The organism is Mesorhizobium sp. 131-3-5 (assembly GCF_016756575.1).
In the GTDB taxonomy this organism is placed as follows: domain Bacteria; phylum Pseudomonadota; class Alphaproteobacteria; order Rhizobiales; family Rhizobiaceae; genus Mesorhizobium; species Mesorhizobium jarvisii.
Map to the genome: position 1 here is coordinate 3941149 of NZ_AP023254.1, position 22375 is coordinate 3963523.

Below are 22375 nucleotides of genomic sequence, written 5' to 3' on the forward strand. Positions count from 1 at the left end.
GATGCACGGAACCTTCTCCGCGCATCGTCGATCCGCGCCAATGCGCGACGTCCAAAAGTGCGCAGCCTGCGATCGAGGATATGACAGAACATTCCGCGCTCCCCGCCATCGAGATCGACGGCATCGGCAAGGCCTTCGGCCCGACCGTCGCGCTGGACGGCGTGTCGTTCCGCATCGCGCCCGGCAGCGTCCACGCGCTGCTGGGTGAGAATGGCGCCGGCAAGTCGACGCTGGTCAAACTGCTGTCGGGACTGGTGCGACCGAGTGCCGGTCATATCAGGGTCTTCGGCAAGGAGATCGGCTACGGTGCGCCGCGCGTGGCACATACGCTCGGCGTGCAGACGGCGTTCCAGGAGATGACCCTGGTGCGCGATCTGTCCGTCCTCGACAACATGCTTTTGCCCTACGCACCCGTTGGCATCTCCGGGCTGATCAGGCGCGGCGCCGCGCGCAAGGCCGTCCGCCGCCACATCGACGAACTCGGTTTTTCCGTCGATCTCGATGCCGAGGTCGGCGAGCTCGAGCTTTCGGTGCGCCAGAAGATCGAGATCGCGCGGGCCGTCTACCGCAAGCCGCGCATCCTTTTGCTCGACGAGCCGACCTCGACGCTCGCCGGCCGCGACGTCGACTGGCTGGGCGACATCGTCGCCAGGCTGAAGGCGACGGGCACCACCATCGTCTTCATCACCCATCGCATGCGCGAGGTGCGCGCCTTTTGCGACACGCTGACGATCCTGAGGAACGGCCGCCACATCGTCACCGCGCCGGTAGCCGATGTTTCCGACGCCGATGTCATCGAAAAGATCGTCGGTCGCTCCATTGAGCAGACCTTTCCGCCAAAGCCGGACGGCGCCCAGGCTTTTGGCCCGCCGGTGCTGGGCGTGCGCGACCTGAAGGTCGGGCGCAAGCTCGACGGCGCGAGCTTCGACCTGCGCAGGGGCGAGATCCTCGGCATTGCCGGACTGCAAGGCATGGGCCAGCAGGATTTGTTCCTGGCCTGCTTCGGCATGGCTGAAATCACCCGGGGCGACGTCCTTGTCGATGGCCGCAAGGTCTGGCTCGGCTCGCCGGCGGATGCCTTGCGGCCCAACATGGCCATTGGCCTGGTGCCGGAAGACCGCAAATCCGAAGGCCTGTTCCTGAAACTGTCGGGCAGCCAGAACGCCACGCTGCCCGTCGTCTCGCGCTTCACGCGCTTCGGCCTTGTCGATGCCGCGGCCGAGATCCGCTCCGTCGAGGCGGCATTTGCCACTGTCGAAGTCGACCGCCGCGCCCTGTGGACGCGGGCCGGGGCGTTTTCGGGCGGCAACCAGCAGAAGATCGCCATCGCCAAATGGCTGGTGGCGCAGAGCCGCATCCTGCTTCTGTTCGATCCCACGCGCGGCATCGATGTCGGCACCAAGCATGAGCTCTATGTGATGATGCGAAACTACGTCGCCGCCGGCGGCTCGATCCTGCTGCACTCGACGGAAATTCCCGAACTGGTCCACCAATGCGACCGGGTCCTGGTTCTCTATGACGGGCGCATCGCGGCCGAGCTCGAAGGTAACGCCATCACCGAGCCTGCCATCATGCGGCCTGCGCTCGGCCATGCCGGGGACGTCGCCGCATGAGCAGCGCAGCAGTCCCATCTCCTGTTTCGGCTGGTTTCGGCCTGCGCCGTGCGCTGATGCGCCATCGCGGCGCGCTGATCGCCGCGGCCGTGCTTGCGATCCTGCTTTTCATCGTCGACTGGATCAGTGCCGGGCCACTGACCTATTTCGACGTGTCGTTCCTGTCGAGCGGCGGCGCGACCTCGGCGCTGGCGGCGGTCGGCCAGACCATCGTCATCTTGTCGGGTGGGTTCGACCTGTCCGCCGGCGCGGTGATCTCGCTGGTCAATGTCGTGCTGGCATCGAGCATGGATCCGATGGCCCCAGGCGCCAGCATCCTGTTGTGGACGGCGGTCGGCATCGGCGTCGGCATGGCGGTGGGCGCCTTCAACGGCTTTTTCATCGCGGTGCTGCGCATGCAACCCATCGTGGTGACGCTGTCCACCATGTTCATCCTGCAAGGCGTGACGCTGCTGGTGATGGATAAGCCCGGCGGCTTCGTGTCGCCCGATCTCGGAACCTTCTATCTGGGCGACGCGATCACCGGCTGGCTGCCAATGCCGCTGGTGGTGATCGGCGTGGTCCTGCTCGCCTGGTTCTGGCTGAAGGGAACCCGTTTCGGCACGGCACTCTATGCCGTCGGCAGCGATCCGGATTCGGCCGCCGCCGTCGGCATCAATGTCGTGCTGGTGCGCTTTGCCGTCTACGTCATCGCCGGCGGCTGCTACGGTCTTGCCGGCGTGTTCATCAGCGCGCAGACCGGCAGCGCCGACCCGCTGGTCGGCAATCCGCTGCTTCTGTCGATGTTCGCGGCTGTCGTCGTCGGCGGCACGCGCCTTGGCGGCGGGCAGGGCGGTCCGGTGGGCACCGTCTTCGGCGCCTATATCCTGATGATGGTGGTGAACATCCTGCTGGTGCTCAACGTATCGGCTTACTATTCGACCATTGCGGAAGGCACCATTCTGGTGCTGGCGGCCCTTGCCGGATCCCTGTCCCACGCATCGGTGCTTGCCGTGCAACTGCGCGCGGCCCGCGCCCGGCTCGCCGCCTGGCGCGCCGGCATATTGCCCTCGCAACTCGAGCCGATCGACCGACGGCTCAAGCTCACTGGACCTTCGCAAGGCAAGCGCGGTCCAGCATCGCCGCGCCCGGCTTTCCGCCTGCGCAACGCCGAGACGCTGCGCTATGCGCTGCCCGCCTATGTCTGCCTGCTCATCATCGTCATCGTCACCCAGGTCTGGCTCGGCCACGCCATCCTCAACCCGGGGTATTGGAACTCGCTGCTGGTGCTGTCGTCCTTCCTTGCAGTTCTCGCGCTGGGGCAGGGGACGGTCATCCTGACTGGCGGCCTCGATCTTTCCGTGCCGTGGACGATCGGCATTTCCGGCATCATCCTGGCCGGCATGGTCAATGGCTCCGACGCCGCACTCCTCTACGCCCTCCCGGTCGTGCTGGTGATGGCCTGCGCCGTCGGATTCGCCAATGGCTTCGGCATCGCCTATCTCGGCATCTCGCCGATCGTCATGACGCTGGCCACCAACGGCATCCTCCAGGGCTTCGCGCTTGTCTATTCGCAGGGAACGCCGGCAGGGTTTTCCTCGCCGATGCTGCGCTGGTTCATGACGGCCAGGCTCGGTTTCGTGACGCCTGTCGTGCTGCTGATGGTAGTCTTTGTGGCCGGCGCGGTGCTGCTGCTTGGACGCACGCCGTTCGGGCGTCGGGTCTACGGCATCGGCAACGGGCTGCGCGCGGCGCGCCTGTCCGGCATCGGCGTCGAGCGCACGCTGATCCTGGTCTACATGCTATCGGCCGTTTGCGCCGCTGTTGTCGGCATCATGCTGACCGGCTTTTCCGGCCAGGCAAGCCTCGGCATGGGTGACGACTATCTCTTGCCGTCGATCGCAGTCGTGGTGGTCGGTGGCGCGCTGATCACCGGCGGGCGCGGCCACTATCTCGGCATGCTCGGCGGCGTGCTGCTTCTGACGGCGCTGCAGATGCTGCTGGCCGGCACCACGCTGCCCTACGCCACCAGGGCAATTCTCTACGGGCTGGTCGTTCTCAGCGCCGTCATGGCGCTGCGCGAACGGCGGCTGCAATGAAAAGGACAGGACGATGAGCGCAAAGGCACCCGCATCGGCGGACGAATTTCTGGCCGGGCTGAAAGGGCAGCGCGTGCTGGTGACGGCGGGCGCCGGTGGCATCGGCTTCGCCATCGCCGACACGCTGTCGCGGCTCGGCGCACGCATCGTCGTCTGCGATATCTCCGACGTGGCGCTGGCTGCGGCTCCGGCCAAGATCGACCTGGTCGCGGCGGTCAAGGCCGATGTCTCGCGCGACGAGGACGTCGACCGGCTGTTCGAGACGGTCAAGGAAAAGCTCGGCGGGCTAGACGCGCTGATCAACAATGCCGGCATTGCCGGGCCGACCGGCGGTGTGGACGAGATCGAACCGGATGACTGGCGGCGCTGCATCGACATCTGCCTGACCGGCCAGTTCCTCTGCGCCCGGCGCGCCGTGCCACTGATCAAGGCAGCCGGCGGCGGCTCTATCGTGTCGATGTCGTCGGCGGCCGGCCGCCATGGCTACGCGTTCCGCACGCCCTATTCGGCCGCCAAATTCGGCGTCATCGGTTTCACCCAGAGCCTCGCCAAGGAGCTTGGGCCACACGGCATCAGGGTCAATGCCATCCTGCCCGGCATCATCGAGGGGCCACGCATCGAAGGCGTCATCGCGGCACGCGCCAAACAGGTCGGCATCAGCCACGAGGAGATGACCGGGCGCTATCTGCAGAACATCTCGCTGCGCCGCATGACCAGCCCCTATGACGTCGCCTCGATGGTGGCGTTCCTGCTCTCCGACGCGGGCATCAATATTTCCGGCCAGTCGCTTGGCGTCGACGGCAACGTCGAAACACTTTGAGGATCGAACCATGGCCAATGTCGCGATTGTCGGAAGCGGGTTCATCGGGCGCGCGTGGGCGATCAGCTTCGCCCGCGCCGGCCATGATGTGCGCATGTGGGATCAGTCGCCTGCCGTGACGGGCGGCGCACGCGACTACATAGAGGGTGTGCTCGGCGATCTCGCCACGAATGACCTTTTGCGCGGGCAGGCGGTCGACACCGTGCTTGCCCGCATCGCCATCGTTGCCGAACTGGCGGAGGCGCTGGCCGGCGCAACCCATGTCCAGGAAAACACGCCTGAAAATCTCGATGTGAAGCGGGAGGTGTTCTCACTGATCGATCGGCTTGCCGGGCCGCAAACGATCGTCGCCAGTTCCACCTCGGCGCTGTTGCCGTCGAAATTCACCGACCATCTGCAAGGGCGGCACCGCTGCCTGGTCGTGCATCCGATCAACCCGCCCTATCTCATCCCGGCGGCAGAGGTGGTGCCGGCGCCGTGGACTTCCGCCGAGACGCTGGAGAAGACGCGCGCCTTCCTCATCGATGCCGGCCACGCGCCGCTGGTGATGAAGCGCGAGCTCGAGGGCTTCATCATGAACCGCCTGCAAGGCGCCTTGCTGGAGGAGGCTTTCCGGCTTGTCGCGGACGGCTACGCCAGTGTCGAGGATGTCGATATCGGTATCCGTGACGGCTTGGCGCTGCGCTGGTCCTTCATGGGGCCGTTCGAGACCATCGACCTCAACGCGCCCGGCGGCGTGCGTGACTATGTCGATCGGTACCAGGGCATTTATTCCAACATCTTCCCGCAGATGCTGCGCCGCGTCGACTGGGCGGGCGATGTCATGAAAACGGTCGAGGCCGAGCGCAGCAAGCGCCTGCCGAGGGAAAATCTGGGTGACCGGCAGGTCTGGCGGGATCGCCGGTTGATGGCACTGGCGGCACACAAGAAGAAATCGGATCAGGAGTTCGGACAATGAAAGAGACCAGCCGCAAATCAGGCGCATCGGCGGCCAAAGGCAAGGTCATCATCACCTGTGCGGTGACGGGCGCGATCCACACGCCGACCATGTCGCCCTATCTGCCGATCACGCCGGATCAGATCGCCTCCGAGGCGATCGCCGCGGCGGAAGCCGGTGCCGCGATCCTGCATCTGCATGCGCGAGACCCGGAAACCGGCAAGCCCGACCAGACGCCGGAGGCGTTCGCCCGCTTCCTGCCGCGCGTCAAGCAAGGGACCAATGCCGCCATCAACATCACCACAGGCGGTAGCCCCTACATGAAGGTCGAGGAGCGCGTACGCCCGGCCGCCCAGTTCAAGCCGGAAGTGGCCTCGCTCAATATGGGCTCGATCAATTTCGGGCTCTATCACCTCGCCGACAAATACGAGACCTTCAAGTTCGACTGGGAAAAGCCGCATCTGGAGGCGACGCGCGACCTCGTTTTCCGCAACTCGTTCAAGGACATCGAATACATTCTGGCGACTTGCTACGACAATGGCACGCGCTTCGAGTTCGAGTGCTACGACATCGCCCATCTCTACAACCTCGCCCACTTCGCCGACCGCGGGCTGGTGAAGCCGCCATTCTTCGTGCAGTCGGTTTTTGGCCTGCTCGGCGGGATCGGCACCCATCCGGAAGATGTCGCCCATATGAAGCGAACCGCCGACCGGCTGTTCGGCGACCAGTTCCGCTGGTCGGTGCTGGGCGCCGGCGCCAGCCAGCTGCGCATCGCCGCGCAGTCGGCAGCACTCGGCGGCAACATCCGCGTCGGGCTGGAGGACAGCCTGTGGGCCGGCAAGGGCAAGCTCGCCAAGTCGAACGCCGAACAGGTCTTGCTGGCGCGCAAGATCATCGAAGGGCTTGGCATGGAGGTGGCGACGCCTGACGAGGCACGCGAGATCCTGTCCCTGAAGGGCGGCGACAAGGTCGCCTTCTGACGCGGCCAAGCGCTGCACACCGATACACAGGAGGATGGCATGAAGATCGAAGTCGTGGTGGATGTGAAGACGACGTTGGGCGAGGGCCCGCTGTGGGACGTCGAACAGGAGCGCCTTTACTGGATCGACAGTTTCGACGGCCGCGTGTTCCGCGCTACCGCCGATGGGCGCGAGATCCGCTCCTGGGACGTGCCGATGAAGATAGGCTCCATGGCGCTGCGCAAGGACGGTGGCGGCGCGGTCGTCTCGCTGCAGCGCGGCTTCCACCTGCTCGATTTCGCCACCGGCGAGGTGACGCTGATCCATGATCCGGAGCCGGACAGGCCGATGAACCGCCTTAATGACGGCAAAGTCGACCGGCGCGGCCGCTTCTTCGCCGGCTCGATGGATACGATGGAGGAGGGGCCTTCAGGCGGGCTGTACCGGCTGGATCCGGATTTCTCCGTCACCAGGATCGATTCCGGCATCATCTGCTCCAACGGCCCATGCTGGAGCCCGGACGACCGCACCTTCTACTTCGCCGATACCTGGACAGGCGAAATCTGGGCCTACGACTACGACATTGCTACCGGCGCTGCCACCAACCGCCGTACCTTCGTGCGCGTCGACACAAGCAAGGGTGGCGCGGCCGACGGCTCGACCGTCGATGCGCAGGGGTATCTTTGGAATGCCCTGGTCTATGACGGCCGTCTGGTGCGCTACGCGCCGGACGGCACCGTCGATCGCATCATCGACATGCCGGTGAAGAAGATCACCAGCGTGATGTTCGGCGGGCCGAAGCTCGATACGCTCTATGTCACCTCGATGGCCAAGCCGCCGCTGCCGCGCTTTCCCGGCGACGGTGTCCTGCGCGGCAGCCTGTTCGCCATCACCGGCTTGGGCGTGACGGGCGTTCCAGAGCCGCGATTTGGCGGCTGACGGGCTGGGTCGTTCCCCAGGGCCGAAATTGACGGTCGGCATGTTGCCAAGGCCGGTCGGCAGGCCAATGTCGCTACGCGCGACAATCTGCATTTCGTGTCTGACAGGACCGAGCGTGCGAGTTTTTTCTCTATGCTCAAGAAATAGCAAGGCCGCCGGGCGGAGCTCCGCGGCCTTGCTATTGCCGTTCTGGTCGATGCCTAAGGCGTCGTCTGCGCTTCGATCTTGGTGGCCATCTGGTCGATCTTGTCAGCAAGGACGCCTTGGGCCCAGGCCGTGACCTCGTCATCGACGGGCTTGTTGGCCATGTCCGTCAGCGCTGCATCGAGCGATGCCTGGTCGGTGCCGACAGTCGCCGTAGCCGCCGCCGCCTCTGCATCGTCGGCCGCTGCGTTGTCGGCGTCGACAACGGCCTTCTGGGCGGTGATCTGATCTTTCACAGCCTGGATCTGCGCAGCCGTGGCGTTCGGATCAGTCTGCAGCGCGGTCAGCTGCGCATTCAGCTTATCCAGTTGGGCCTGCGCGGCGGCGGCCGTGGCGGCTGCCGCTTCAGCCGCGGCCTGGGCAACCTTGGCTTTCGCGGACTGTGTTACGAAGGCCTGGATGGCAGCGAACTTCTTGCTCTTGGAATTCATATAGGCGTTGATGTTGCGCTGCAGCGAATTCAGCCGGCCGAGTTTGGCATGGATGTTTTTCTCCTTCGGCACGGATGCGACCTGGGTGGTCGTGTCGACTGTGGTGTCGGTCGTTGCGTCAGCGTCTACCTTGCCAACACGTCCTGGGGCCGACGCAGACTTGCCACGCGAGGCACCGCTGTTGCCTTTGCCATTGCCATTGCCGCCAGCATTGCCGCCGCCATTGCCATGGCCGCCACCATTGCCGCCACCGTGCCCGTTGCCGCCGGCCCCGGCCAGCGCCGGCGACGCCAGAAGCGCCAATGCGGCAAGCGCCGCGAACAGAGTTTTTCGGTTTGTCATGGTGTCTCCTCGGGGAATCGCCACCTCCGCCCAACCGCGCTAGATCAGCGTAATATGAGAATCCACTAATCGTACGGAGTAAACTTTAGACAAATGCGGTCGCCCTGCTCGAGTCCGGCAATGGCCTGTGGATTAACTTGTTGATATTTCATGCAAATAGATGCCGCGAGGTCGCTGTGCTACTGAAGTCCCATACCAGCTAGGACCATGGTCCTGGCTGTTAGCCAATGTCGCCGAGCGGTCAGTCGGAAACGCGTTGGAATACAGGAAGTCGATGACGAAGGCCTGGCCGAATGCGTCACGCGGGGACGCCATGGCTTGCTCTCTGCGAAGGCGACGTGGTCGCCATATTGGTCGCCGCCCTAAATCAGCAGCAGGCCCTTCATGCTGGCGTATCCTTTACGCCCGATGATGATGTGGTCGTGCACGCCGATGCCCAGCCGTTTGCCCGCTTCGACGATCTCTTTCGTCATCTCGATATCGGCGCGCGATGGGGTCGGATCGCCCGACGGGTGGTTGTGCATCAAACCTGCTGAGACCATATTCGCAATATTTTTCAACTACTTGTGATTTTATTGAGGAAACGTGGTGCCGTCAATTGGGGCATGTGCAAGTGACCATTTGTGAGCTTTCACGCTTGGGCACGATCGCATTTGCTCAGCACCGTGACGTACCGATCGACCACAGATTCCGAACGCTTACCGATTCAAGCCAGCGATGTCGGAACGACTTATCTCGACGTAAGGCGAATGCCGCCCAGATCACCCTGGACTTCTCGTTCTAACCTGGCGCTGCATTGGAGGACTCAAGCGATGATGACAGCTTTGCGCCTGTTGTCAGCCGTAGGGCACCTTAGCCACCTCGTGAAAGCAGACATTGCCGCCGACGAGGCTTGACGGTCGCGGTCGCGACTGGCGCAAAGATCAGTCGAGGCTGATCCGCGTTCCCTTGGCGCCGTTGAGCAGCCGCTTGAGATGGAAGCTGGCGAGCTGGTCGTCCGGACATTTGCCGATATGCGCGGCGAAAGCCGTAAGCGCGTTTGCCTCGCCGACCTCCAATCTGCCAAAGGCTTCAAGATAGCTGGCCGTCGAAGGATCATCATACTGCTTTGACGACAAAGGCTCGAACGCGCGCAGCGCCTCGGCCCTGCCGCGCAGCATCAGATCGCCGACCGGCCGTCCGCGGAAGCCATCGACCCTTGCAGCGGCGCTCGCGCTGACGCAGATACGCGTGCCCAGCTGCTTGTTGGCGCTTTCCAGCCGCGCCGCTATATTGATGGTGTCGCCATAGGCCGTGTAGTCGAAGAAGCGGCCTCCGCCGAAATTTCCGACCAGCGCCGGACCTGCATGGACGCCGATGCGGGTGGTACCGACCGCGACGCCCTTGTCGCGCCAGCTATCGCGGAACGATTGCGACAGCGCGTCGAGTTCGAACGCGCAGGCAACCGCGCGGGCCGCATGGTCCTGCTGCTCGCCAGGAGCGCCGAACAGCACATGCAGCGCATCGCCGACGATCTTGGCGACGGTGCCTTCATGGGCGAACACGACGTCGGTCATGCCAGCCAAATAGTCGTTGAGGAGCGCGCCAAGCGTGGCAGGGTCGATCGTTTCCACCAGCGTGGTGAAGCTGGTAATGTCGGTGAACAGCGAGGCGACCTCGCGCCACTGCCCGGCCAGCGCCGACCCGTCCGCGTCGCCGGCCAGCCGCTCGGCTAGATTGGGCGAGAAGTAGCGCGACAGCGATGCATGCGCGCGCTCCGCGACCGCTTGCCGCCTATGCGCCTCGTGCAGCACCTCGCGATGCTTCAAGGTCTTGGCGATCGTGGTCTCCAGGTCGGCAAAGTCGATCGGCTTAGTGATGAAGTCGAAGGCGCCGCGGTTCATCGCAGTGCGGATGTTGGCCATGTCACCGTAAGCGGAGACGATGACCGTCGAAAGCTGCTGCCCCTCGGCCTGCTGCAGCTTCTCCAACAGCGACAGGCCGTCCATGCGGGGCATGTTGATGTCGCACAGCACCATGTCGATGTCGCTGTTGCCGTCGATGACGGACAGGGCGTCCACACCATCGCTGGCGAACAGGAAAATGACCGCGCCGTCGCGGATCTGACGCCGGAACTTCTGGACGATCAAGACCTCAAGGTCGGGCTCGTCGTCAACCACAAGAATGCGCGCCGTCACGCCACCATTCCCAGCCGTGTTTCGATCTGTTGCCTGAGCGCCGCAAAGTCGATCGGCTTGGTCAGCAGCGCTTCGGCGCCGTTCTCCAACACCTTGCGCTTGGTTTCGGCGTCGCCATAAGCGGTGATCATGATGACCGGGACGTCCGGCCGCTGCACCTTGATCTTCGGCAGGAGCTCGAGCCCGCTCATGCCGGGCATGTTGATGTCGGACAGCACCAGGATCAGTGTCACCCCTTCGGCGTGGTCTATCTGCTCCAACGCATCCACCGCCGATTGCGCAAACTCCATGGTGAAGCGGCTGGCTCGGATGTCGCGGCGGAACTGCTGGCGAAACAGCGGCTCGACGTCGGGCTCGTCGTCGACGACCAGAATGAGGAGGCTCATTCTTCACCTCCCGATTTTGCGAGCGAGGCCGCAGCGCGCGGCAGCACAATCCGGAACTCGGTGAACTCGCCTGGCTGGCTGATGACGTCGATCGTGCCAGCATGCTGTTTGACGACGATGTCGTGGCTGAGCGACAGGCCGAGCCCGGTACCCTCGCCGGCTGGCTTGGTCGTGAAGAATGGATTGAACATCTTCTCCTTCACCTCCGGCGGAATGCCGGTGCCGTTGTCGCGGATCCTGATTTCGACACGGTCGCCGAGACTCATGGTGGTGGCGGAGAGCGTCGGCTCATAGCCCGCGCCATTCGCCGCGGCGCTGCGCTTGGCTGTTGCATAAAAGCCGTTGGAGATGAGGTTGAGGAGCACCCGCGTGATCTCCTGCGGGTAGAGATCGACATCCCCCGCCTGCGGGTCGAAATTCCGCGTCAGCGTGACGTTGAAACCCGGCTTTTCGGCGCGCGCCCCGTGATAGGCAAGGTTCAGGCTCTCCTCCACGATGGCATTGATGTCAATCGGACGATGCTCTCCTGAACCCGCGCGCGAATGCAGCAGCATGTTCCTGACAATGGAATCGGCCCGCTTGCCGTGCTGGACCACCTTGTCGAGATTGCTCTTGAGAATGGCTATCAGCTCGCCGACCTCTTCGCGCACGGATGCCTCCAAAGGCGCTCCGGCCAGCACACTGTTCAAATCATCGATGAGTTCGCCGGAGAGCGCTGAGAAGTTGTTGACGAAGTTGAGCGGGTTCTTGATCTCGTGGGCGATACCGGCGGTCAACTGGCCGAGTGAGGCGAGCTTCTCCGTTTGCACGAGGCGGTCCTGCGCGGTCCTCAGATCTTCGAGCGAGCGTGACAATTCGCGGGTACGCTCCTGCACCTCGTCGAACAGCCGAACGTTTTCGATCGCTATGCCGGACTGGTCAGCAAACGTCTCGACGAGCTCGATCTGCCTCGGCGTGAAGTCCCGCACCTGTGACCGCGTCAGTGCGAACACGCCGACTGGCGCGCCTTCGCGCAAGATCGGAACGCATAAAATAGTCCGGTAACCGCCGAGCTTCTGAAGCTGCGTTGCCCCGTAGTCCGGGTCGGCGAGCACGTCCGAAACGTGGACGGCGCGGGCTTCGAGAGCCACCCTTCCGGTGACGCTGTCTCGACCGGCGGCGAAGGGATTGGCTTTGGCGAAAGCCGCGGCTTCAGGCAAATTGCCGTACTCGGCCGACCACCGGTAGAGATCGCCATCACGCTTGAAGATGACGCTCGTGTCCGCGTCGCACAGCTTGGCCGCTGATTCTGCCAGCGTGTCGAGAACCGGCTGCAGGTCGAATGTGGAACGGCTGATCGCCTTCAGAACATCCGCCGTTGCCGTCTGCAGCTGCAGCGATTCGCTCAATTCCGCCGTGCGGGCCTGCACCTCGTCGAACAGACGAACATTTTCGATGGCGATCACTGCCTGGTCGGCAAAGGTTTCGACGAGTTCGATCTGCCTCTCGGTGAAGGGCCGCACCGTCGAGCGGGTGAGTGAGAAAACGCCGATTGGAACCCCCTCGCGCAGCAGCGGCACGGCCAGCACCGTGCGGTATCCGCCGAGCCGCTGTCCTTCCCACAGCGTGTAGTCGGCGTCAGCCAGCACGTCTGGAATCTGGACGGCCTTGCCTTCGAGCAGGACTCGGCCGACCCCGGTGCCGCGCCCGGGGACGTGCACAAAGCCGCTGAAATATTCCTCGAGCTCGGCCGGATAGCCGTAACTCGCAGCCTCGACGAATTTGCCGTCCGTCTCACGCACGATCGAGGCGTTGTCCGCTTCGCACAGCCGGGTCACCGATGCGGCCAGAGCGTCGAGCACTGCCCGGAGGTCGAACGTCGAACGGCTGATCGCCTTCAGCACATCCGCAGTCGCCGTTTGCTGCTGCAGTGACTCGCTCAGTTCCGCCGTGCGTGCCTGTACCTCTTCAAACAGGCGCACATTCTCGATGGCGATCACCGCCTGATCGGCAAAGGTCTGGACAAGTTCGATCTGGCTATCGGTGAAGGGCCCGGGTTCGGGCCGCGTCATTGCGAAGACGCCAATTACCGATCCTTCGCGCATGAGCGGTACACAGAGCACAGCCGAATATCCTCCGAGTCGCGGAGCTTCGGGAAGGCCATGTTCGGTGTCCTTGGTAACATCTGGAATATGGACGACTGCCTTGTCGAGTGCTGTTCGGCCGACCCAGGATTGTCGGCTGATCGGGCTCGGATTCGCCTCTTCATACGCGCGATATTCCGGGGTTTGGTCGTAGCCTGCCGCAAGCCGGAAGACATCGCCGTCCCGCATAAAGATGCCAGACGTTTTCGCACCGCAGAGCCTCACAGCAGAATCGATAAGTGTCTGCAGGACGCTCTCCAGGTCGAATGCGGAGCGGCTTATGACCTTGAGCACATCCGCGGTCGCAATCTGCTGCTGTAATGCTTCGCCAAGCTCGGCGGTGCGAGCCTGCACCTCTTCGAAGAGCCGCACATTGCCGATTGCGATGACGGCCTGGTTGGCGAAAGTTTTGAGAAGGCCAATTTGGCTGTCGCTAAAGGCCCGCGCCTCGATGCGCCGGATCATAAGCGCTCCAATTGCTTTTCCTTCCTGCAACAGCGGCGTGGCGAGAATCGCGCGAAAACCAAGAAGTTGAGCCATCATTCGGGCGCTTGCAAACTCCTCTCCAGCGATGGTCAAGTCGGGAACGTGGACTGGCACCCGATCCAATACGGCGCGGCCGGTAACGATGTCGCGCGCGACCGGCAAGCCGGTGCCGTCAATGGGAATCGGTCCGTGATGCGCTCCCACAGCCAGCCTATCGGAGCGCAGCAGATAGATCGTTGCGTCATAGGCGTCGCAGAGCCGAGCGGCTCCTTCAGCGACGGCGTCCAGCACAGGTTGAATGTCCGTAGGAGAGCCGGCGATCACTTGCAAAATCGCGCCGGTGGCCATCTGCTGTTCCAGCGACTCGGCTAGTTCGCGGTTGCGGGACTCCACCTCTTCGAACAGCCGCACGTTCTCGATCGCGATGACCGCCTGATCCGAAAATGTCTGCACCAGTTCGATTTCGCGCGTACTGAACGGAGAGACCGACGAACGGGCGAGGACGAAGACGCCGGTCACGGCGCCGTCACGCATCAGCGGAACGCCCAGCAGGGTGCGGAAGCCGCCGAGCCGCTGGCCTTCAATGTTGGTATACTCCGGATCGTCGAGAACGTCGGCGATCTGCTCCACAGACCCGCTCTGGGCAACACGGGCGGCAATGCTGCCCCGGCCCGGCGTGACCGGGAGGTTATTCATGTGGTCCTGGAATTCTTGGCTCCATCCGATCTGTACCGTCGGCTGCAACACCTCGCCCTGGCGAAGATAGATGTAGCCCATCCCGGAATGACAGAGGTCGGACGCGGACTTCACCAGCGTATGCAGCACGGAATCGAGATCGAACACCGAACTGCTGATCGTCTTCAACACTTCGGCCGTCGCCGTCTGCTGATCCAGCGACTCGGCCAGTTCACGATTGTGCCCCTCGACTTCCTCGATCAGCCGGGCATTCTCGATTGCGATCACGGCCTGGTCGGCGAAGCTCTCGACCAGCTCGACTTGACGCGGTGAAAATAGCCCGATCGTCCGCCGCCCCAAGCCGAATACGCCTATGGTCTCCTGACCCCGCTTCAGCGGAACAGAAAGTACTCCGCGGAAACTGCCCATGACTGCCGCTTCCGGCCTTTCGTATTCCGGGTCTTCAAGCGCGTCCGCCACGTGAATCGTCAATCCCTCCAGTGCGGCGCGGCCCTGGAACGTCCCTCGTCCCACGACATGTGGGTTGGCTCGTTCGTATGCTTGCAGTTCGGCACCTTGCCCGCCGCCTGCCATGAAGCGCAACGTATCGCCAACGCGCAACGTGATTGCGCCCATGTCCGCCCCGGCCAGGCGTATTGCCGAGTCGACCAGCGTCTGCAGTACCGGTTGAAGATCGAAGGCCGACCTGCTAATTGCCTTGAGCACATCGGCGGTCGCGGTCTGCTGCTCCAGCGCCTCGGCGAGATCGCGCGTGCGCGCTTGCACCTCGTCGAACAGGCGGACATTTTCGATGGCGATTACGGCCTGGTCGGCGAAGGTCTTGAGTAACTCGACCTGTTTTTCGCTGAACGGTCTGAGCTCCGTTCGGCGAATGACTAGCGCTCCAATGGCCTCGTCCTCACGCAGCAAAGGGGTGGCGAGAATTGTCCGGTGACCAAGCCGCAGCGCCATCGATCGGCCTGCAGGGAACTCGCCCTCCAGGGCGAGTAGATCATGCACGTGGACCGGCCTGCGATCGATCACGGCGCGGCCGGTGACCCAGTCCCGCGTGATCGGGAAAGTGGCGAAGTCGATCGGGATCGGCCCGTGGTGTGCGCCAATGGCCAGCGATTCGCCATGCCGCAGAAAGATCGCCGCGTCATAGGCGTCGCAGAGTTGTGAGGCGTTTTCGGCGACCGCTTTCAGGACCGTCTGGATGTCGGTGGGCGATGCGGCGATCACCCTGAGGATCGCACTCGTCGCAGTCTGCTGTTCAAGGAGACTGGCGACCTCCGCGGTGCGTACCTGATTTTCTTCGCGCGCCGCTGTCAACTCGGTTCGGAGCGAGCTGATAGTCATCTCAGAGTCGGAGTCAGGCCCTCCCACTGAGGTGCTCCTGTCTTTCTCTGCTCAGTGTCGGCTTTGGCCAGCCTAGCGTCAAGTTTGGTGACCTGCAACGTCCGTTTGTGACGCAGCGCAGCCGCTTGGTGATGCACCTGAGCGTCGGATTTCGAAACTATTGCAGACAGGGAATATGTCGGAGATGGTATCGTAGGCCGAGTGCCCGCTTCTTCGCACCTTGACCTAAAACCAGTCGGTCAGCTTCCGGCCCAAAAATGTCCGTCTGGAAGCGCCGCATTCCGGCCGTAGAGCCCGGCCTCGCAGCTCCCTAAAGCGGCCTTCCGTCGATTAGAGCCGGAGGTCGTGGTTGCGCCAAAAACTGACGACGAGCCATTTTCCAGCCGAGCAGCTATCGCCTAGGCCTAGGGATCGCCAACTTTGATTTAGATCGAACAGGTGCCTTGCCACAGGCATCCCCACGGTGCGGTCTTTGATCTCGGTGCGTTGCAACTCGCGATCGCTGCGCCAGGCTGGCAGCGCTATTCCGGCAGTCCCGCCTTTCGCAAACCTTCTGCAAGCAGAGCCATATCGGCCGGACGGCTGGTTGGCATCACATCGGCGAGATTGGAAACTCGTTGGCCGGGGTCGAGTGCGAGCATTCGGCTCACCACCTTTTGCGCATCCTCCGTTCGCCCGGCGTGAGCATAGCTTGCAGCAGCATAGCGCAACGACCCTAAATAGTCCGGCTTTTCCCGCAACGACCTTTCAGCCCAAGTTGATGCCTCCTCAAATCGACCAGCGAAGAGATGAGACACTGCAACCGCATTCTGCATGTCGAACATGAGCGGATCGACTGGGCTCATGCGCATCGCCGTCGCCAGGTGGCGAAGTGAGGTTTCCGTATCGCCGAGGTCTGCTCTGACCCAGCCGCTGAACAGCCACGCGCTAGCCAGGTTCGGATTGAGCGCAAGCGCGCGATCAATGAAAGCTGCCCCGCTATTATTGTCGCCTACGACGAAGGCGAGCGCGTTCCCGGCGCGGGAAAGAGCGATCGCGTCGTCCCTGCCCAAATCCACGGCCTTCAGAGCCAGGCGTTTCGTCTCGGCGGTTTCTTGCTTGAGATCCGTCATCCAACCGTTCGCCTTGCGCATGACGGCACACCAGGCGGCCATGCCGTATGCGGAGGCAAATTCCGGGTCGAGTTCGATGGCCTTGTAAAACAACTGAAGGGCGTTTGCCGTGGATTCCCTTGTCAATTGGTGGAGGCTTGCTATCCCGCGCAGATAGTAATCGTAGGCATCAAGGTGCTCGGTCGGCTTGCGCTTGGCCCGCTCAATCTCTGCCTGTTCCAGCTTCGGAGCGATGGCTCCGACGACGCTCCGGGTTACTTCCTCCTGCAGGTCAAACACGTCCTCCAATCCGCCGTCGAAACGGTCGGCCCATAGATGTGCTCCCGTTGTCGCGTCGATAAGCTGCCCGGTGATGCGAACCCTTGTTGCCGCCTTGCGCACGCTCCCTTCAAGGACGTAGCGCACACCAAGCTCGCGTCCGACCTGCTTGATGTCCACTGCCCGGCCCTTGTAGGTAAAGCTGGAGTTGCGCGCGATGACGAACAGCCAGCGCGTCCGGGACAGCGCGGTGATGATCTCCTCGACTATGCCGTCAGCGAAGTAGCCCTGCTCGGGGTCGCCACTCATGTTGTCAAACGGCAAGACCGCGATGGACGGTTTTTCGGGAAGCGTCAGCGTATCCCTTGCGGAGAATACCGAATCGGTTTTCGCTCGACTGACCAGATAGGCGCACACCGGCTCCACGATGTTGTGGACCTGATGGCTACCGAGGTTGGCGTAAGCATAGTCTAGTTTGCCCTTGACCTGCTCGTAGACGTTGCTCGCCACGCACACACCGCCAGGTTCTGCAAGCTTCTCGAGCCGCGCGGCGATGTTCACGCCATCACCGTAAATCGTATCGTCCTGTGCAATCACGTCGCCCAAATTCACGCCCATGCGGAAAGTCATGCGCCTGTCTTCGGGCAAACTTGCATTGTGAGCGGCCAATCCCTCCTGGGCTTCGACCGCACACTGCACCGCGTAGACCGCGCTGGCGAATTCGACAAGAAGGCTGTCGCCAGCGGAACCGACTATGCGTCCGTGCAACTCTGTGACCTTGGGCTCGATCACTTCGGCGCGAAGCCTCTTCAGATGCGCAAGCGTGCCAACCTCGTCGGCTCCCATCAGGCGGCTGTAGCCGACGACGTCGGCAGCAAGGATTGCGGTGAGTCGTCGCTCCATAGCTGGTGTCCCGCCTGTTGCGTAGGTCGAAGCTGCGGGAGGTGAGCGTATTCCAGTCCTACCTCTAATGCGAGCGTCCAGTGCCGGCGTCCTCGTGGAGCGCAATGCGGCCGTTCCCGAGGGGTAGCGTCGATGTTCCCGGCCCGATTTTCGGCCTTTCTCCAAATGGTCACCAATGACCGTCTTAGCCCTAGTCGCCTCAACCCACTTTGGAGCTGCGCCCGCCGAGCCACAATGCCAGCACGAGCGGCCCACCGGCCAATTGCCGGCTTTGAAGGCACTTTTCTATGGCTAGCAGACCTCCTTATTGACGACAGGCCGATTTCGAGAGAACACTGGATTAATCGTTGCAAGTCGGAGGCTCAGTGTCCGAGGATCACTCCGCGCGGATCGGCGCGATACACCGCGAACTGCACAGCCATCTTCCGTCCGCGCCAGAACTGCGGGTGAAGGCGCTGGAAAGTCTTTTGGTCGAAAAAGGACTGCTCGACCCAAATACCGTTGATGCGTGGATCGCGGTCTACACCGAGCAGATCGGTCCGAAACGCGGTGCCGACGTGGTGGCTCGCGCCTGGACCGATCCGGCTTTCCGCAACAGGCTGCTCGCCGACGGCACCGCTGGGATCATCGAGCTCGGCTTCGAAGGTTGGGCCGGCGGTCACCTTCGGGTCGTTCCGAACACGCCAGCGGTGCACAACCTAGTCGTCTGCACGCTCTGCTCCTGCTACCCGCACGCCGTCCTCGGCATCCCTCCCAACTGGTACAAGACCGCTGCCTACCGTTCGCGCGCCGTTCGCGATCCGCGCGGTGTCATTGCCGAGTTCGGAGACGCCATTCCCGACAACGTGGAGGTTCGTGTCTGGGATTCGACCGCGGAGGTCCGATATCTCGTGCTACCCGAGCGGCCTTCCGGCACCGAAGACTGGGACGTGGCCCGCCTCGCAGGCCTCGTCACGCGCAACTCCTTGATCGGCACCGAGCGCGACCTCGGGCGACTCGTCGGGACAGGATGATGGACGGCATCCACGACCTCGGCGGGCGTCAGGGCTACGGCCCGATCGATGTCAACGAACCGCCTGAACCTTTTCACGCCCCCTGGGAAGCGCGGCTGTTCGGCATCACCCGTGCCTTCACGCGGCCTGCAATTTTCAGCATCGACCTATTCCGGTATGTTCGCGAATGTATCGATCCCGCCGAGTATCTGAGCCGCGACTACTACGACCAGTGGCTGCTGGCCTACGCGGTGTTGATGGTCGACGCCGAGGCAGTCACTGTCGAGGAACTCGCGACCGGCAAGGCGGCCAAGGCCATTCAGAACATCTCGCCACCCATGACGCCGGCGAACGTAGCGACGCTGACGAAGGCGATGAGCCGCTTTGATCGCGACTCGGACACAGACCCGGCGTTCGCCCCGGGCGACCAAGTTAAGACGATTTCATTCGGATCCTGCGGACATACGAGGCTACCCCAGTACGCGCGTGGCCGCGAGGGCCAGATCGAGTCCTTTCGCGGCGTCCACATCCTTCCTGACACCAACATGGCCGGCGATGGACCGGCCCAGCCACTTTACACGGTGTCGTTTCTTGCTGCCGACCTGTGGCCGGAGGCAGCGGGCCGCAAGGACCACGTCTATCTCGATCTTTGGGAGAGCTATCTTGAGCACGCCTGAAGCCGCATTGCTACCACGCGAACCCAAACCCGGTGCCACGGTGTTCGCCGTGCCGTGGCATGCCGAGGCGCTCGGCATTGCCAATGCGCTAATTCAGAGCGGCATGTATTCTCAAGTTGAATGGGCAAATGCGCTCGCCGCCGAAATTCGCCTCCTTGCCGTAGCGGGAGAACCGGATACCGAGGATACCTACTATCAGGCGGTGCTTGCAGCCTTGGAAGGCTTGGTGGGCGAGAAGTCGCCGGAGACTGGCGGATCGCTTGTCGCCCGCGTGGAAGCTTGGCGGCGGGCGTACCTCAACACGCCGCACGGCCAGCCTGTAACTCTCGCTGCGGCCGCTAGTCCGGCTGCCGATTACTGGCCCGACGACCATGAATACCACCACCACGCTCGCTAGTCCGGCGGTGTGAGCCGTCTCACGCGAGGTAGGCTTTGCCCACGGCGCCTGAAGCCCCGGCTGTCTGCTATTAGCGCGCTTAGCGGCCAAATTATCGCCGCGTGAAACAGTGGATTTCGGGCTTTTGCGTCGGGCGGCTAGGTCGGCAGATGTCTCAAACCTCGACGACCTTGACCGCGTCGTTGCGCAAATCAAGGCTGAGAAGGGTGCGCTCGACATCTTTGTCGCGAGCGCCGGGCTGGTGGACCATCAAACAATAACCGCCGCCGCGCCAGAGCATTCCGATGAGACGTTCAACCTTAACGCGCGGAGTGTATATTTCACCATCGCCAAGGCCATTTTCGCGATGGTGGCGCGATCGTCCTGGTGTCATCTGGTATGCACCTCAAGGGCTTCCCAATATACGGGGCCTATTCCGCCACAAAGGCATTCGCCCGGACCTGGGCAGCCGAGCTCAACGGTCGGCGCATCCGCGTCAACACGCGGAGCCCTGGGATGATCGACTACGCCGATCGTCGACGGCATGTTTCCCACGGGGAGGAAGCTGAAGCCGCCCGGCAAGTCTTTGCTGACATCACGCCGCTACTAATATGTGCAACCTGGAGAGCGCTTGTCGGACGTAAAGCAACCACAAGGAGAGACATGGCTACCTTCTTCAAGAGAAGTCTCGGGCCGAGGCCATCGTCGAGATGTGGCGCTCCCTGTAGCGCCAGGCCGCGCCGGCGAGCATGCCGCTGAACTTTGGTCCCGCTCTACAACGCAGCCCTCACCGGGGCGAAAACAAGGAAAGCCCGGCGGCGGGGTGAGCTCCGGGCTTTCCGTTGTAGGAGAGTGTCGCACTACTCAGAACAGGCCTTTGCGACGGCCGTCAACGTATATTAGAATTTATGAATAATTGGTGTCCGAGGGTTCCGCGGTGTGGCCTGTCGCCGGACTTGCGATCTGTGCTAGCTTCAAGGGGGTTGCACTGGACCTGCCGAAGAATGCAAAGGATCAGCCTAGAACATCGGTTGGCGACACGTGCCGATCTGCCGGCGCTGGCCGAACTGATGAATGCTGCCATCGGCGAGCTCCAGAAGCCGTTCCTCACAGAGGTGCAGATCGCTTCGAGCCGAGCAATCATGGGGCTCGATACGCAACTCGTTGATGACGGAACGTATTTCATTGTGGAGCAAGATTGCGTCTTGGCCGGTTGCGGTGGATGGAGTCGGCGCGCAACTCTCTACGGAGGAGACCGTTCACCCGGGCGCAATGCAGCGCTGCTTGACCCGGCGAAAGACGCTGCGCGCGTGCGTGCCATGTATACGGATCCCAGTTTCGTCCGCCGAGGCGTGGGTCGTCTAGTCCTAACGCTGTGCGAGGACGCCGCCCGCGGCGAGGGCTTCACAAGTGTCGAGCTTATGGCGACGCTGGCGGGCGAACCGCTCTACCGGGCTTGCGGTTTTGAGGCGGTTGAACAAGTCGTCGACAACAGAGGCGGAGCGAGCGTGCCACTGTTGCGAATGAGGAAGGCGTTATGAATGATCGGCAGGCTCGCACTCACAGCCAATAGCTGATGGTAGCTGCGAGGCAGACGGCGGCAAGAAAGTTCGTCGCGGATCGATCGTACCGAGTGGCCGAGAGGGCGGAAATCCTGGAGGCGTCCGAACATGCGCTCGTTGCACTCGCGGCAGAGGAACGGTGAGAAGCGGTTTTTCCAGCTATCATCGCCCTTGTCGCCACGCAGGATACGACACTTGGGCATCTGCTCCAGGAGCAAATCCGTAGCGTACCAATGCCATCCGCCATAAGGTCGAGGGCAGAGGGACGATGCCTGCAGCGTCTGCTTTGCGGGCGGTGCCAAATGGCACGGCCGCCAGGTCATGCGGGTGTCGGTCATTTCCTGGTCGACCGACGACAGGCAGGGCGAAATTGCGGCCGACGCCATGATCGCGGCTTACGGCGCCGCACTGGCCGGCAGTAAGGTCACCCACTACATCGGCGTCGACATATCCCAGCAGTCGCTTGAAGGAAGCGCTTGCTCCTCTCACCTGTGCGGTTGAACTGCGCTGCGAAGATTTTGTAGCGGTTGTCGATCGTTGGGATGGGCCGGTTGACGTTGTATGGATTGGTCAGTCCCTGCACCATCTAGTTTCGCAGGATAAGGGACCCTTTATGCGCAAAATCCGAAAACTGCTTCCACCAGGCGGTCTTTTCTTGATCTGGGAGCCGACGCTTCTTGAAGGCGAAGATCGTGAAGGATGGCTAGCGAGATTTCATCAGCTAAGGCCGGATTGGGAAGTGGTGTCCGACGAGGAGTTCGCCGCCTTTGAGAGTCACTGCCGCGCATCCGATTATGCTGAAACGGCCGCTACTTGGATTGGCATGGGACGCGATGCCGGCATCCGAACTGCGGACGAGTTGATGATCGTGCCTAACAGACTGGCACGCGTTTACGGTTCCGTCACTAGGCCGTGAACTCGCGCGAATGCGGAGTGAACCGAGAGGAGTGAGACAACAGCTGACGG

General features: G+C 62.7%; 17 protein-coding genes and 3 pseudogenes. 13 read left to right on the top strand and 7 right to left on the bottom strand.

The genetic code is table 11. The features are described 5' to 3' along the window. Positions 1 to 80: 80 nt before the first annotated feature. From JG747_RS19240 to JG747_RS19265, 6 genes are read left to right on the top strand one after another with little or no spacing between them, the layout of a single operon-like run. On the top strand, positions 81 to 1613 hold the full coding sequence (locus tag JG747_RS19240) for a sugar ABC transporter ATP-binding protein (protein ID WP_038647208.1): 1533 nt from the start codon (positions 81 to 83) through the stop codon (positions 1611 to 1613). Further along, on the top strand, positions 1610 to 3691 hold the full coding sequence (locus JG747_RS19245) for an ABC transporter permease subunit (protein WP_202359823.1): 2082 nt from the start codon (positions 1610 to 1612) through the stop codon (positions 3689 to 3691). Before JG747_RS19240 ends, JG747_RS19245 begins: the two co-directional genes overlap by 4 nt. 13 nt (positions 3692 to 3704) lie before the next feature. Beyond that, positions 3705 to 4511, top strand: a complete 807-nt coding sequence (locus JG747_RS19250; protein ID WP_019858521.1) for an SDR family oxidoreductase — start codon at positions 3705 to 3707, stop codon at positions 4509 to 4511. 10 nt (positions 4512 to 4521) lie between these two features. Continuing rightward, complete coding sequence (locus tag JG747_RS19255; RefSeq protein ID WP_019858520.1) at positions 4522 to 5469, top strand: 3-hydroxyacyl-CoA dehydrogenase; 948 nt, start codon at positions 4522 to 4524, stop codon at positions 5467 to 5469. Then, on the top strand, positions 5466 to 6428 hold the full coding sequence (locus JG747_RS19260) for a 3-keto-5-aminohexanoate cleavage protein (RefSeq protein ID WP_019858519.1): 963 nt from the start codon (positions 5466 to 5468) through the stop codon (positions 6426 to 6428). Before JG747_RS19255 ends, JG747_RS19260 begins: the two co-directional genes overlap by 4 nt. Before the next feature lie 39 nt (positions 6429 to 6467). Continuing rightward, entirely contained in the window at positions 6468 to 7346 is an 879-nt protein-coding gene (locus JG747_RS19265; RefSeq protein ID WP_019858518.1) for an SMP-30/gluconolactonase/LRE family protein, read from the top strand. Positions 7347 to 7546: 200 nt separating this feature from the next. Here the strand turns inward: JG747_RS19265 and JG747_RS19270 are convergent, their stop codons facing one another. From JG747_RS19270 to JG747_RS19305, 6 genes and pseudogenes are all read right to left on the bottom strand, one after another. Continuing rightward, entirely contained in the window at positions 7547 to 8323 is a 777-nt protein-coding gene (locus JG747_RS19270) for a hypothetical protein (RefSeq protein ID WP_019858517.1), read from the bottom strand. A gap of 362 nt (positions 8324 to 8685) precedes the next feature. Then, positions 8686 to 8850: pseudogene (locus JG747_RS19275) on the bottom strand (JAB domain-containing protein); the annotation flags it as partial. Positions 8851 to 9246: 396 nt separating this feature from the next. Next, on the bottom strand, positions 9247 to 10500 hold the full coding sequence (locus JG747_RS19280; RefSeq protein WP_096454703.1) for an adenylate/guanylate cyclase domain-containing protein: 1254 nt from the start codon (positions 10498 to 10500) through the stop codon (positions 9247 to 9249). Then, on the bottom strand, positions 10497 to 10886 hold the full coding sequence (locus tag JG747_RS19285) for a response regulator (protein ID WP_096454701.1): 390 nt from the start codon (positions 10884 to 10886) through the stop codon (positions 10497 to 10499). Before JG747_RS19285 ends, JG747_RS19280 begins: the two co-directional genes overlap by 4 nt. Beyond that, positions 10883 to 15529: a GAF domain-containing protein gene (locus JG747_RS37020; RefSeq protein ID WP_244748137.1), complete on the bottom strand. Its 4647-nt coding sequence runs from the start codon at positions 15527 to 15529 to the stop codon at positions 10883 to 10885. The genes JG747_RS19285 and JG747_RS37020 overlap by 4 nt, the downstream gene beginning before the upstream one ends. A 521-nt stretch (positions 15530 to 16050) precedes the next feature. Next, positions 16051 to 17802, bottom strand: a complete 1752-nt coding sequence (locus tag JG747_RS19305) for an adenylate/guanylate cyclase domain-containing protein (protein WP_202359824.1) — start codon at positions 17800 to 17802, stop codon at positions 16051 to 16053. A 365-nt stretch (positions 17803 to 18167) separates the two neighbouring features. On the opposite strand from JG747_RS19305, the gene nthA reads away from it, so the two are divergent. The 5 genes and pseudogenes from nthA (at position 18168) to JG747_RS19330 (ending at position 21388) form a co-directional block, all read left to right on the top strand. Then, positions 18168 to 18815 (top strand): nitrile hydratase subunit alpha, encoded by a 648-nt coding sequence (gene nthA, locus JG747_RS19310; protein ID WP_244748139.1) that lies wholly within the window; start codon positions 18168 to 18170, stop codon positions 18813 to 18815. Then, positions 18815 to 19471 (top strand): nitrile hydratase subunit beta, encoded by a 657-nt coding sequence (nthB, locus tag JG747_RS19315; RefSeq protein ID WP_202359825.1) that lies wholly within the window; start codon positions 18815 to 18817, stop codon positions 19469 to 19471. Before nthA ends, nthB begins: the two co-directional genes overlap by 1 nt. Continuing rightward, positions 19458 to 19868 (top strand): nitrile hydratase accessory protein, encoded by a 411-nt coding sequence (locus JG747_RS19320; protein ID WP_202359826.1) that lies wholly within the window; start codon positions 19458 to 19460, stop codon positions 19866 to 19868. Before nthB ends, JG747_RS19320 begins: the two co-directional genes overlap by 14 nt. A gap of 109 nt (positions 19869 to 19977) precedes the next feature. Next, positions 19978 to 20606: pseudogene (locus JG747_RS37840) on the top strand (SDR family NAD(P)-dependent oxidoreductase). 245 nt (positions 20607 to 20851) lie between these two features. Then, positions 20852 to 21388: a GNAT family N-acetyltransferase gene (locus tag JG747_RS19330; RefSeq protein WP_202359828.1), complete on the top strand. Its 537-nt coding sequence runs from the start codon at positions 20852 to 20854 to the stop codon at positions 21386 to 21388. 19 nt (positions 21389 to 21407) lie between these two features. Here JG747_RS19330 and JG747_RS19335 read toward each other — a convergent pair. Beyond that, positions 21408 to 21627 (bottom strand): annotated as a pseudogene (locus tag JG747_RS19335) (IS5/IS1182 family transposase); the annotation flags it as partial. Between the two features lie 109 nt (positions 21628 to 21736). Here JG747_RS19335 and JG747_RS19340 point away from each other — a divergent pair. Together JG747_RS19340 and JG747_RS19345 are read left to right on the top strand one after the other, a co-directional pair. Further along, a complete protein-coding gene (locus JG747_RS19340) occupies positions 21737 to 21910 on the top strand; it encodes a hypothetical protein (protein ID WP_202362393.1) in 174 nt (57 codons plus the stop codon). Then, complete coding sequence (locus JG747_RS19345) at positions 21873 to 22325, top strand: SAM-dependent methyltransferase (protein WP_202359829.1); 453 nt, start codon at positions 21873 to 21875, stop codon at positions 22323 to 22325. The genes JG747_RS19340 and JG747_RS19345 overlap by 38 nt, the downstream gene beginning before the upstream one ends. Positions 22326 to 22375: the final 50 nt, after the last annotated feature.